The sequence below is a fragment of the Lacticaseibacillus thailandensis DSM 22698 = JCM 13996 genome (genome assembly GCF_001436135.1).
Taxonomy (GTDB): Bacteria; Bacillota; Bacilli; order Lactobacillales; family Lactobacillaceae; genus Lacticaseibacillus; species Lacticaseibacillus thailandensis.
In genome coordinates, this window is the sequence record NZ_AYZK01000012.1 from 1 (window position 1) to 12,352 (window position 12,352).

7 protein-coding genes, 2 tRNA genes, 1 riboswitch and 1 other annotated feature are annotated in these 12,352 nt (G+C 54.5%); of the genes, 3 read left to right on the forward strand and 6 right to left on the reverse strand.

Annotated features, from left to right (window positions below; all coding sequences use genetic code 11):
• Positions 1-319: 319 nt before the first annotated feature.
• Complete coding sequence (locus FD19_RS09265; protein WP_054749134.1) at positions 320-2,368, forward strand: KUP/HAK/KT family potassium transporter; 2,049 nt, start codon at positions 320-322, stop codon at positions 2,366-2,368.
• Between the two features lie 115 nt (positions 2,369-2,483).
• Here the strand turns inward: FD19_RS09265 and FD19_RS09270 are convergent, their stop codons facing one another.
• A complete protein-coding gene (locus FD19_RS09270; RefSeq protein ID WP_056969894.1) occupies positions 2,484-4,115 on the reverse strand; it encodes a putative polysaccharide biosynthesis protein in 1,632 nt (543 codons plus the stop codon).
• Positions 4,116-4,290: 175 nt separating this feature from the next.
• Positions 4,291-6,705 (reverse strand): leucine--tRNA ligase, encoded by a 2,415-nt coding sequence (gene leuS / locus FD19_RS09275; protein WP_056969896.1) that lies wholly within the window; start codon positions 6,703-6,705, stop codon positions 4,291-4,293.
• 56 nt (positions 6,706-6,761) lie between these two features.
• Positions 6,762-6,968 (reverse strand) — a binding site (T-box leader).
• Between the two features lie 97 nt (positions 6,969-7,065).
• Between leuS and FD19_RS09280 the strand changes: the two genes are divergently transcribed.
• On the forward strand, positions 7,066-7,743 hold the full coding sequence (locus tag FD19_RS09280) for a phosphatase PAP2 family protein (RefSeq protein ID WP_056969898.1): 678 nt from the start codon (positions 7,066-7,068) through the stop codon (positions 7,741-7,743).
• Here FD19_RS09280 and FD19_RS09285 read toward each other — a convergent pair.
• Together FD19_RS09285 and metK are read right to left on the reverse strand one after the other, a co-directional pair.
• A complete protein-coding gene (locus FD19_RS09285; RefSeq protein WP_056969900.1) occupies positions 7,709-9,169 on the reverse strand; it encodes an MDR family MFS transporter in 1,461 nt (486 codons plus the stop codon). The two genes, FD19_RS09280 and FD19_RS09285, sit on opposite strands and share 35 nt — an antisense overlap.
• 372 nt (positions 9,170-9,541) lie before the next feature.
• Positions 9,542-10,726 (reverse strand): methionine adenosyltransferase, encoded by a 1,185-nt coding sequence (gene metK, locus FD19_RS09290; RefSeq protein WP_056969902.1) that lies wholly within the window; start codon positions 10,724-10,726, stop codon positions 9,542-9,544.
• A riboswitch (SMK box riboswitch) is annotated at positions 10,724-10,806 on the reverse strand. Its footprint overlaps the gene before it by 3 nt.
• Positions 10,807-10,898: 92 nt before the next feature.
• Between metK and FD19_RS09295 the strand changes: the two genes are divergently transcribed.
• Positions 10,899-11,546: a hypothetical protein gene (locus tag FD19_RS09295; RefSeq protein ID WP_054749130.1), complete on the forward strand. Its 648-nt coding sequence runs from the start codon at positions 10,899-10,901 to the stop codon at positions 11,544-11,546.
• A 593-nt stretch (positions 11,547-12,139) separates the two neighbouring features.
• On the opposite strand, the gene FD19_RS09300 is transcribed toward FD19_RS09295, so the two are convergent.
• Both FD19_RS09300 and FD19_RS09305 read right to left on the reverse strand, forming a co-directional pair.
• Positions 12,140-12,229: transfer RNA gene (locus tag FD19_RS09300), tRNA-Ser, on the reverse strand.
• A 20-nt stretch (positions 12,230-12,249) separates the two neighbouring features.
• A tRNA-Asn gene (locus FD19_RS09305) sits at positions 12,250-12,322 on the reverse strand.
• Between the last annotated feature and the right edge of the window lie 30 nt (positions 12,323-12,352).

The window sequence follows — 12,352 nt, forward strand, 5'->3', positions numbered from 1 at the left end:
ATTCCGCCATCGCGGCAACAACAAATATAAATATACCAACAGTTGCAACTTTTGCCAACCCTTTTGCAATTAAAAGACGCGTTTTTTGATCAGTAGCTACGTATCCACGCCATGAGGTCCGCCTGGCCCACCGCGGATATTTACCCACTGCGGGCGCCAAATAACATCACGTGCAGACCTTGTTGAAGTGCAGATGCGCGTTAGTGGTCCACCACCGCCAACACACTGACCCAGGGGGCGCCCATCATGTACAATAATATTTACATCCCCCGCTAGATAGCCTACACTGTCTGATAGCATCATTCACAAGGAGTTACCCATGACACAATTAAAAACTGAGCAACACCACGAGTTACACCACCGTTTAACCGCGGCGGGGCTACTCATTACCCTAGGGGTGGTTTACGGTGACATTGGGACCAGTCCCCTCTACGTAATGAAATCATTGGTTAACGAAAACGGCGGCATGAGCACGATGACCCACGATTTTCTGGTCGGTTCCGTGTCCTTGGTCTTCTGGACCCTGGCCATTGTGACGACCCTCAAGTACGTCATCATCGCCTTGCACGCGGATAACAAAGGTGAAGGTGGCATCTTTGCCCTTTTCACCCTAGTACGCCAGCGGGCCAAGTGGCTGCTCGTCCCGGCCGTGGTCGGGGGTGCAGCCTTACTCGCGGATGGCATGTTAACGCCCGCAGTGACGGTCACCACCGCCATTGAGGGGCTCAAGAATACTGCTATTAACCACCACGTCTTCATTACCCAACAAGATCAGGTAATCATCACCACCGTCATTATTATTTCGGTGCTCTTCTTCATTCAGCGCTTCGGGACCCAGTCCATTGGGCGGTTGTTTGGGCCCATCATGACGCTGTGGTTCCTGTTTCTGGGTGTAGTGGGATTGGTCAGCCTCACCAAGGATTGGTCAATGCTGGCCGCGCTCAACCCGTACTACGCCGTCAAGCTACTATTCAGTCCCGCTAATAAAGTCGGTATCCTGATTCTGGGATCGATTTTCCTGGCAACCACGGGGGCGGAGGCCCTGTACTCCGATATGGGGCACGTGGGCCGGCCCAATATTTATGGTAGTTGGCCGTTCGTCAATATCTGCCTCGTGCTCAACTACCTGGGCCAGGCCGTCTGGATCAACCAGAACCGTGCGGCCACGGCTTGGCAACACGCCACCGACCTCAACCCCTTCTTTGACATGCTCCCGGCCAGCATTCACCTCGTCGGCATTGTGCTCGCGACCCTGGCCGCCATTATTGCCAGCCAGGCACTGATCAGTGGCTCCTACACGCTGGTCGCAGAGGCTATCCGCCTGCGCTTCCTGCCGCGGTTACGCATCGTCTACCCAACCAACTTCAAGGGGCAGCTGTACATCCCCAGTGTCAACATCTTGATGTGGATCACGTGTACGGCCATTGTCTTTTACTTCCGGACCAGCGCACACATGGAGGCTGCATACGGCCTGGCCATTACCGTCACGATGTTGATGACCACCATCTTGCTCTACCAGTACTTGCGTCTGCGGCACACGCCCCGAATCTGGTCGTGGGTCATCTTCCTGTTCTTTGCCAGCATTGAAAGTATCTTCTTCATTGCCAGCGCGGCGAAGTTCCTCCATGGTGGTTACGTGACCGTAATCATCGCTCTAGCGATCCTGCTGGTCATGTTTGTGTGGCTCTACGGGGGAATCCTCCGCGATCGGAATTCCTTCACCAATCAACGGGTGTCCCTGCTAGCGTACAAAAAGATGCTTGACGCGCTCCACGCCGACACTCATTACGAGCGGTACGCGGACAACCTGGTCTACCTGACCAAAATTCACGACAACCACTTCGTCAAAAAGAACCTCATTTACTCCATCGTCGATAAACGGCCCAAACGGGCTGACGTTTACTGGTTCGTCACGGTCAACGTCACCGACGAGCCGTTCACGGCGGAGTACACGGCAGACACTTACGGCACCGACTTTATGGTCAACGTGCAGCTTTACCTCGGCTTCCGCATGCAGCAAACCGTCAACGTCTTCCTGCGGCAAATCGTGCAGGACCTGATGGCCAGCGGCGAGATCGACCGGCAGCCGCAACAATACACCACCATGCCGGGCCGCGATGTTGGTGACTGGTCCTTCGTCCTGGTACGCGAAGAATTGTCCTCGGAAACCCGGATCAACACCTTTGTCAAAACCATCATCCAGGCCCGCCTGCTATTGCAGCGGATCACCGTTAGTCCAGCCCGCTGGTTTGGCCTTGAATACGCGGACGTGGTGGAAGAGCACGTGCCGTTAGTACTAGGTAAGGTGCGGGCCGCCCGCCTTAAGCGGGTCCACACGCAACCAAGTGCCCAAGAAGAAAATCAATAAGCAACGCAAAAAGCCATCGTGGCGCATCCCCTAGAATAACTGGGCGGACGTGCCACGATGGCTTTTTTTATCGGTGATTGCGAATAACGGGACCACCAGTATGATGAAACAATAATTACTTCATGTGTAGCAACCGGCGAATTCCGGCCACGCGGCTACCCAAAACCATATCGGCTAAGTGCGTCTTCAGTACGAGGTACCCGTAGACACCGCCGCCCAGCATCAAGGCTACCACTAGCTCCGCTACGGCACCAGGCTTGCTGACGGCGGGAATAAAGTGGTTTAGGAAGAACACGGCTAAACGCACAACCGCAAACATTATCGCCCCGAATAGCAACATTCCCGACACGCGCCGCGAAGTTTGGAACACTTTGAACCGGTAGTACTGCCACAACTTCCGTAACATCAGCACGGAGTTGACGCCCAACCCCGCCATGGAAGCGAGCATTGGCCCGTACGCACCGAACCACGCTGAAAATGGGTATTGTAACACCACTTTGACCACGATTCCCACTAACATCAGAACGATGGCCAACCGGTTACGAAACACCCCTTGCAGTAAAGCCGCCAGAACGGTGTACAGCCCCAGTGCCACCGCCAGAAGGGAGGACACCTCCAGCATGAGGATTCCCGTCACGTTGTAGCCGTAAAACACGACGTACAGCGGCTGGGCAATAGCCATCATCCCCAGGGAGGCGGGAATCATGACGATGCTGAACAGCTGAATGGCGTTGGTCATCTGGTGACTCACATCGCGCATCTCGTGGCGCGTAACCGCCGCCGACAACAGCGGAATTACGGTAATACCTAAGGCCGACGCCAACGACACCACGATCATGATCAACTTGTTGGCGTTACCCGCATACAGGGCGTATAAATCGTTCATGTGGTTGACAGACCAGTGAAACAGGTGGCCCCACATCGGCTTGTAGGTGTACTGGTCAATGATGTAATACCAGTTAATGGCCGAATCCATGATGATGAACGGCACCGCTTGGCGCGCGATGTCCATCAACAGCTGGTTGACCGAGACGTCAATCTGGTTGGCTGATTGCTCCATCTGCGCGTGAATTCGCGGCCACCGTCGAATAAAGATGGCTACCAGCATCAAGATTCCGGCCAGAGCCCCAACAAACGCGGCAAAGGTGGAGTGGGTCACCGCCAGCACGTAGTCCCCGTTCCCCATCTTCATGATGAAAAACACCGATGCCAACATGTAAATAACCCGGACAAACTGTTCGACCAGCTGGGAGATCGCACTGGGAGCCATGTCGCTGACCCCCTGGAAGTAACCCCGCATGATACTCAACACGGGAATGACCAGGATGGCCCACGCCAGGGAGTGGAAGACCGGCACCATGCGACTGTCCCCTGCGGCTAACAGCGGGGCAGCCAACCAGAGCACCGCGGCTGAAATGACGCCAAGGATTCCGGTCGCAATCATGCCATGCCACCACAACCGAATTGAGGTGGCATACTCGTTCATGGCGTCGTAATGCGCAATTTGCTTGGCCACGGCACTGGGGATCCCCGCCGTCGAAATAATGATAAAGACCCCATAAATTTGGTAACCCTTAGTAAACAAACCGTTGGCGGTCAACGCTGCTGACCCCAGCCAGGCCCACCACGGGATGATGTAAATGGCCCCCAGCACCCGGGAAAAGATGCTACCAATCGTCATCCACGCGGAACCGCGGAGCATCTTGGCCTGACTCGAGGTCGTGGTCTGCGTTTCTTTTGCGTTCATTAAAAATCCTCTTTATTCGTAGTTAACATAGTAATTCTAGTTGAATCGCACCATGACTGCAATTTACGGCTGCATCTTTAACCAGATTATCAGGTTTTTAACGGGGCCACTAGCCCACCATGAACCCAGTAAGGGCCCCCGCCACAATGGCAGGGGCCCTAACGTGACTGGCAAACTAACCAACCACAATGTTGACAATCTTATTTGGTACCACGATGACCTTACGAACGGTTTTGCCCGCGATGAACTTCTGGACGTTAGCCAGTGCCAACGCATCCTGTTGCAACTGGTCCTTGTCCGTGTCCTTAGCCGCATCCAGCTGGCCCCGCAGTTTACCGTTGACCTGGACGGCCACCGTGACCGTGTCGGCCACCAACGCACTTTCATCGTACGTTGGCCAAGCCGCGTAGGTAATGGTGTCGTCGTTGCCCAGGATCTGCCAAATCTCTTCCATGAGGTGTGGCGCTACCGGTGCCAGCAACTTGACGAAGCCCTCCACGTATTCGTACGGCAGGTCATCCACCTTGTTAGCCTCGTTGATGAAGACCATCATCTGCGCAATGGCGGTGTTGAACTTGAGGTCCGCAAAGTCGTCGGTGACCTTCTTGACGGTCTGGTTGTAAACCTTGGTCAGGCGACCGTCGTTAATGGTCGTGATCCGGTCACGCATCTTGCCGTTCTCATCAACGAAGGTACGGTAAACCCGCTCCAGGAACTTGTGGGCACCAGCTAACCCCTTGGTGCTCCAAGCAATACCGGCATCCAGTGGGCCCATGAACATTTCGTACAAGCGCAAAGTGTCGGCCCCATACTGGTCCACAACGTCATCCGGGTTGACCACATTGCCCTTAGATTTACTCATCTTTTCGTGGTTGTCGCCCAGAATCATCCCCTGGTTGAACAGCTTCTGGAATGGTTCCTTGGTTGGAACCACCCCCAGATCATAGAGGAAGAGGTTCCAGAAACGGGCGTACAGTAGGTGCAGTACGGCGTGTTCGGCCCCGCCAATGTACAGGTCAACGTTCATCCAGTACTTCAGCTTGTCCGGGTCGGCTAGCAACCGGCCGTTGCGAGGATCAATGTACCGCAGGAAGTACCAGGATGAACCGGCCCACTGCGGCATGGTGTTCGTCTCGCGCTTGCCCTTGCGGCCATTCTTATCGACCACGTTGACCCAATCAGTCAGGTTAGCTAGTGGTCCCTCCGTCGAACCAGTCGGCTCAATGTTGGCGTCTTCTGGCAGTACCAGGGGCAATTCTTCTTCGGGAACCAGCGTGGTCTCGCCATCCTCCCAATGAATAATTGGAATCGGTTCACCCCAGTAACGCTGACGGGAGAAGACCCAGTCACGGAGCTTGTAGTTGACCTTCTTGGCCCCCACCTTGTGTTCCGTGAGCCAATCGATCATGGCGTCAATCGCCGTGGCTTTGTCCATCCCGTTCAAGAAGTCACTGTTAATGTGCACGCCGTCTTCAGTGTAGGCAGCTTCATCAACGTTGCCACCCTCAATAACGGGCTTGATGGGGAGGTCAAACTTCTTGGCAAACTCCCAGTCACGCTCATCGTGGGCCGGAACAGCCATGATGGCCCCCGTGCCGTAACTAGCAAGCACGTAATCCCCAATCCAGATCGGCAACTTAGCGCCGTTAACCGGGTTGATGGCGTAGGCACCGGTGAACACACCGGTCTTATCCTTGTTCAGGTCGGTCCGGTCGAGGTCAGACTTGCTGGCCGCTTCCTTAATGTAGGCGTTGACTGCATCACGTTGTTCTGGCGTGGTGATTTCCTGCACCAGATCCTTCTCGGGTGCCAGGACGGTGTAGGTCGCCCCAAAGAGGGTGTCCGGACGTGTCGTGAAGACTTCAAAGGTCTTATCGGCGCCGGCTACCTGGAAGTTAACGCTGGCCCCAACTGAACGGCCGATCCAATTACGCTGCATTTGCTTGATGGATTCCGGCCAGTCGAGGTCGTCCAAGCCGTCCAGCAACTTGTCGGCATACGCCGTGATTTTCAGCATCCACTGCCGCATAGGCTTGCGTTCAACCGGGAAGCCGCCGCGTTCAGTCTTACCGTCGATGACCTCTTCGTTGGCTACCACGGTCCCTAAATCAGGACTCCAGTTGACTGGTACTTCGGCTTCATAGGCTAACCCACGCCGGTACATCTGTTCGAAAATCCACTGCGTCCACTTGTAGTACGATGGGTCGGTCGTGTTGATTTCCCGGTCCCAGTCGTAGGAAAAACCAAGGCTTTGAATCTGCCGCTTAAAATTGGCAATGTTTGCCGCCGTAAACTCCTTAGGTGGGTTCCCCGTCTTCAAAGCGTACTGTTCTGCTGGCAACCCAAAGGCATCCCAGCCCATGGGGTGCAAAACGTTGAACCCTTGCATCCGCTTCATGCGGGCAATAATATCAGTGGCCGTGTATCCTTCGGGATGACCCACGTGCAAGCCCTGTCCGGATGGGTAAGGGAACATGTCCAAAACGTAATACTTCGGCTTCTTGGGATCCTTACCCGTCTTAAACGTGTCGTGTTCACGCCAATACTTTTGCCACTTTTTTTCAATTGCTGCATGGTCAAATGCTGCCATTTCGTGTTGCCCCCTGTGTGTTTTATGCCCCTGAACGCAAAAAGTCGCCCTAAACAAGTTAGGACGACTTTGAGCCGCGGTACCACCTAAGTTCCGGAAATTCCCGGCGCTTGTCTGGATAACGGCAGCCCGGTCGGCCCTACTGACATTGTTCAGGCCGGCAACCAAGGAAGTCAGTTCACGGATGGGTCACGGACGACTTCCAACGACCGCCGCCTTTCTGGACGCAACCCATACGCTAATAATCTTCCCTACGTTTAGTATTATTGTGTTAAGAATAGCAAAATCCCCCCGACCAAGCAAGCATTTCGGCAGCACTATGCTAAACTAACGGTATTTATTTTGCGGAGGAAGGTCATCATGCGCATTCATCGCTGGCTAATAGCCACCATCTTAATGACCGCAATGCTCGCCATCGCGGTCGCCATCACCACGAACCAACCGTACCTCCACCAGTTTGACACCTGGGGGCTGCACCTCGCCGGGCAAACCACCACTACACGGACGAACTGGGCGCGCACCATCACCAACTGGGGGTCGCCAGTGGGGATGGTGATCACGGCCATCGTTTTGGCCCTCTGGATGTTGTGGCGGCGCCGGCCAACGTGGGCGGCGACATTGGCAAGCGCGGTACTGGCAACGGCCATTTTGAACCGGCTGGTCAAAGCCGTGGTGGTCCGGCCGCGCCCCTTTGTTGCTGACCCCCAACTGCACGCCCTCGCGCACGCCAGTGGTTGGAGTTTTCCCAGCGGCCACGCAAGTGCGAGTGCCGCCCTCGTGATTATCATGCTCATGTACATCTGGCGGTGGCACCGGCGCCCAGCAACCCGGACACTGGCGGCAATCATCGGGGTATTGTACCTGGCAACCATCGTTTGGACCCGCGTGTACCTGCACGTCCACTTTGCCAGCGACGTCCTCGCCGGGGTGTTGGAAGGCGTGGCGGTCGCCATCATTGCCCGGGAAATAATGCGTGGCTTACAGCAACGATACCGCCGCCACCTTATGCACGGCGGCGTTGGTGGCCCAGCAGGTTAGCGGCTAACGCCAGTACCACCACGACGGCACAGGTCAAGTACACCGTGTGCAGCGCGCTAAAGAGCACTCCGCGCAGTGGCGGAATCACCTCGGCCGACAATTCGTGCACCGTTTGTGAGTTGACCAGCTTGTTCATCATGTTGGTGTCCAAACCACGATGACCAGCTACCCCGGCGCTGATCCGCCCATTAAAGATGATGCCGTAAATTGAAATCATCAGCGTCTGTCCCAGCGTGCGGCTGAGCGTGTTGAAACTGGTCGCCATCCCGATTTGGTCAGGGCCAACCACGTTTTGGGACTCCACCGTCGTGCTGGTAATAATAATACCAAAGCCAAAGCCGAGCACAGCCGACACGCCCAGAAAGATTGGGTACACCGTATGAATGCTCAGGCAAAGTACCGCGGCAATACCGACCAACACGTCGACCAGCGCAATGCCGAGCACCCGGGTGACGCGCATCCGCGGCAACATCTTACCCGCTACAAATGAGCCCACGACCCATAAAATACTGCTGGGAGTGACGGCAAAGCCACCAAAAGTGGCACTCATGCCCAAAATTCCCTGCATCCACATCGGAATGTAGACTTCGTGGCCCATTACCACGCCAGAAATTAGGGCCGCAATGATGTTTTGGGAGATAAACGTCCGGGAACGGAATAGTTGCAAACTAATTACCGGGTCGGCCGCCACGTGTTCTGCGGCGATAAACCGCCACACGCTCAGCCCAGCGCCGACAAGCAGCACTAGGGCGTACCACGTGCCGTGGCTGATTTGTAACAGCTCACAGGCACCCAATACACAGACCAACACGAGCGCTAACCACCAAATGCCGCGAATGTCCAAACTGGACGAACTCGTCCGCGGCTTTTCGTATAGGAACACCGCCGTGAGCCCCATCGTGATGAGCCCGATTGGCACGTTAATAATGAAAACCCAGTGCCAGGACAATTGGTCAACAATCAACCCACCTAGTAAGGGTGCAACAACGGCCGCAATGCCCCAGGCAGAACTGTTCAGGCCCAGCACTTGGGCCCGTTTCGCCAGCGAATACATATCGGCAATAATCGTGTAGGTGACCGGCATGATGGCACCAGCCCCCACACCCTGAATCGCCCGCGCAATAATCAGCATAATCATTGATTGGGATAACCCACTAAAAAGTGAGCCCACGACAAAGATGCCCAGTCCCACTAACAGCACCGGTTTGCGGCCGCGCATATCGGCCAGCTTACCGTAGACGGGCGTCGCAATGGCACTGGTAAGCAGGTACACCGCAATGACCCAATTCATCAACCGGACGCCGTGTAACGACCCGACGATTGTCGGCATGGCGGTACTGACAATGGTACCTTCGATTGCCGCCATGAATGTTGCTATAAATACCGTCACGGTCATAACCGGAACGTTAGTACGCTGTGAATGCATGTTTAATCCCTCAACTATCATTTAATCAAATTTGTTCGTGCTACTGGTGAAGCACTGGATTTAGGTTGGTTGGCGCGGCGCCTCTGAATAGCAGCGAGTACGCCTACTGGGCTATTACTTTGCTCGACCTGGCAGCCAAGTGGTATCGGGCCTCAGTCTCTCGGCTCTGCTGACGCGGAGCCTCCGAGTAGCAGCGAGTACGCCCACTGGGGCTATTACTTTGCTCGGCCTGGCGGCCAAGTGGTATCGGGCCTCAATCTCTCGGGCTAGCTCCGCGAGCCCTCCGAGTGGCAGGCCCTAAGCGCTGAAAGCGCTAAGGGCCTACGCAAAAACGGGGGCGACAAATAAATGTCCCCCCGCCAATCGATCACCTTACTGTAAGTACTTCTTCAACGCATCTACCTTGTCCAAGTGTTCCCAAGGTAAATCGATGTCCGTGCGGCCAAAGTGACCATATGCCGCCGTCTGTTCGTATATTGGCCGCTTCAAATCCAACATCTGGATAATCCCGGCTGGACGCAGATCGAAATTGTTCCGAATTGCTTCCACAATTTTGCTTTCAGGAATCTTGTTTGTACCAAAGGTGTTGACCGAAATCGACACCGGCTTGGCCACCCCAATTGCATAAGCTAACTGCACTTCCAAAGTGCTGGCCAACCCCGCTGCAACCAAGTTTTTCGCGATGTACCGTGCCGCATAACTAGCGGACCGGTCCACCTTAGTGGCATCCTTACCGGAGAAGGCACCACCACCGTGGCGAGCAAAACTACCGTACGTATCGACAATAATTTTGCGCCCAGTCAGACCAGCGTCCGCCGCGGGGCCACCCAAAACAAAGCGGCCTGTCGGGTTCACGTAAATCTTGGTTTGATCATCAAGTAAGTTTGCCGGAATGACCGCGCGAATTACCTGCTCTTCGACGTCAGCCCGAATCTGGGCTAACGTGGCATCCGGATCGTGCTGCGTTGACACCACCACAGTGTCCACACGCAACGGTTTGCCGTCCTCACCGTATTCAACGGTCACCTGAGCCTTAGCATCCGGCCGCAAGTACTTGATGACACCTTCGTGACGCAACGCGGCAATTTTACGCATTAAACCGTGAGCCAAAACCGCTGGTAGCGGCATGTACTCAGGAGTTTCATCAATGGCGTAACCAAACATCATCCCCTGATCACCGGCACCAATTTGGTCCAGCGGGTCAGCATCGCCTTCACGTTCCTCCAGCGATTCGTTCACACCCTGCGCAATGTCAGGTGACTGTTCATCCAATGCTACCAATACGGCCACAGAGTCCGGATCAAAGCCGCTCTCGCGGGTGTAGCCAATACGACGGATCGTGTCCCGGACAACGCCCTGGATGTCAACGTATGCATTGGTTGAAACTTCCCCAAATACGAGCACCAAACCGGTGGTCACGCTGGTTTCTACCGCGGCTCGGGCGTCCGGGTCCTTGGTCAACAGCGCATCGAGAATGGCATCACTGATTTGGTCAGCAATTTTATCCGGGTGCCCCTCAGAAACGGACTCGGATGTAAATAAACGTTTTTCCGACATAAAAATTTTCCCCCTAAAAGTTTTCGGTTACAAGGCAAACCCACGCCTGTGGGCCCTATCGGGAATTCTTTGCAACAATCTATCCTACCATATAACGGTGGCCCGCCACAAAGTTTTTGCCTACCACGTAGTTTTCAGGTAGCATAAAGAATGAATGAAAGAAGGTAGAACCATGCCATCAGCACGAGATCGAATTCTATCCACAATCACCCTGGCCGGACTGGCCATTACCTACCCCATCCTCGCCGGTGGCACGGGCGGCTTTGTCTGGTCGTTCCAGCTAGTCGCACTAGTGATCGTCGCCTGCCTACTGGCGGCTATCCAGCTCGACTGGCACGCTGGGTGGATGGCACTTATCGGCATTGTTCCCGCCGTGGTGGGTGCATTTGACCAGTGGCTCCTCTTGCCGTTAACGTTAGCCTTGCTGGCCGTAAGTTACATTATTAGCACCCAGGCAATGCTACATGAAATTCGGACCACGCTACTGCTCATTCTGGCCGGCTTTGCTCAAATTATGTTGACCATGGCCGATACACACGTACTGCAGTCTTCCTACTTGCTGGCATTGGTACTCATGCTCACCCCGTTTATTATCGGGGTGTGGTCGGAATACTTACCGATGTGGGCAATCAGCCTCGTCGTATTTGCACTTTGTATTGCCGGCTTTATCATGCAGCAACTGACCATTATCGTTGTGGTCGCAATCATGGTGCTGTCGCTCGCCCCACTGCGGCGTCGGCGTGACTGGTGGTCTGCCTACTGGTTAGGCGCAGCGTGGCTGACCAGTATTCTCATGACGGTCTCCTTTATCCACGGTTAAACCACAAGCACTAGTACTCCATCAAAATTAATTACGCGCCCCGCAGCTGGAGCGGCCGTGAGGTCAACAGTTGCGGGGCGCTTTTTGGCCATGTTATTGGTGTTGAAACTCAGTTAGCATGCACACAACGTTACAAATAATTGGCCATTGTCTAGCCCCACTTTGGCACTAATGGTAAGTAGTCATCCCCACATAGTGACACAGCGGATTCAATCGACCTTAGACGTTGGGGGAGGTGCGGTTGGACCCCGATTACCGGTATGTAGTACCTCAAACGCTTTATTGTCCATCTAGAACTTTTCAAAGAAACGCAACCAATATGTTGGATCCCACTTCCTCTGTAAATTGTCGGCGCGTATGGCCGCGGCCGTGGCTACGATAATACCAAAAAAGCGTGAAACCCACGTCATACTGGCCGCACCAGAATAATCAGCTAGTTTAACTAATATATCTAGGGGGGGACGCTCGCAGCAAAGACAGATTTGGCACTAATCCTACCCCTCCCTGAAAATCATTTTTATTGCACTCTGGGCACAAAAAAAGCACCGCCAGTAGCGATGCCTCAATGAACCTGTGAAACTCATGAATCACTACGGAGAGTAAGGGATTCGAACCCTTGATACAGGCAAAACCCGTATACATGCTTTCCAAGCATGCTCCTTCAGCCACTCGGACAACTCTCCAAGGCTAAAACAATAAAAAACTCCGGTTGTCGGACTCGGACCGACGACACCCTGATTAACAGTCAGGCGCTCTACCAACTGAGCTAAACCGGAATAATATAAGCGTGGCAGCTTCCTACCCTC

What these genes read in the sequence shown, in the direction of transcription:
- FD19_RS09265 (WP_054749134.1), top strand. Translation starts at nt 320, where the DNA reads ATGACACAATTAAAAACTGAGCAACACCACGAGTTACACCACCGTTTA.
- metK (WP_056969902.1), bottom strand. Translation starts at nt 10,726, where the DNA reads ATGTCGGAAAAACGTTTATTTACATCCGAGTCCGTTTCTGAGGGGCAC.
- FD19_RS09280 (WP_056969898.1), top strand. Translation starts at nt 7,066, where the DNA reads ATGCGCATTCATCGCTGGCTAATAGCCACCATCTTAATGACCGCAATG.
- FD19_RS09295 (WP_054749130.1), top strand. Translation starts at nt 10,899, where the DNA reads ATGCCATCAGCACGAGATCGAATTCTATCCACAATCACCCTGGCCGGA.
- FD19_RS09270 (WP_056969894.1), bottom strand. Translation starts at nt 4,115, where the DNA reads ATGAACGCAAAAGAAACGCAGACCACGACCTCGAGTCAGGCCAAGATG.
- leuS (WP_056969896.1), bottom strand. Translation starts at nt 6,705, where the DNA reads ATGGCAGCATTTGACCATGCAGCAATTGAAAAAAAGTGGCAAAAGTAT.
- FD19_RS09285 (WP_056969900.1), bottom strand. Translation starts at nt 9,169, where the DNA reads ATGCATTCACAGCGTACTAACGTTCCGGTTATGACCGTGACGGTATTT.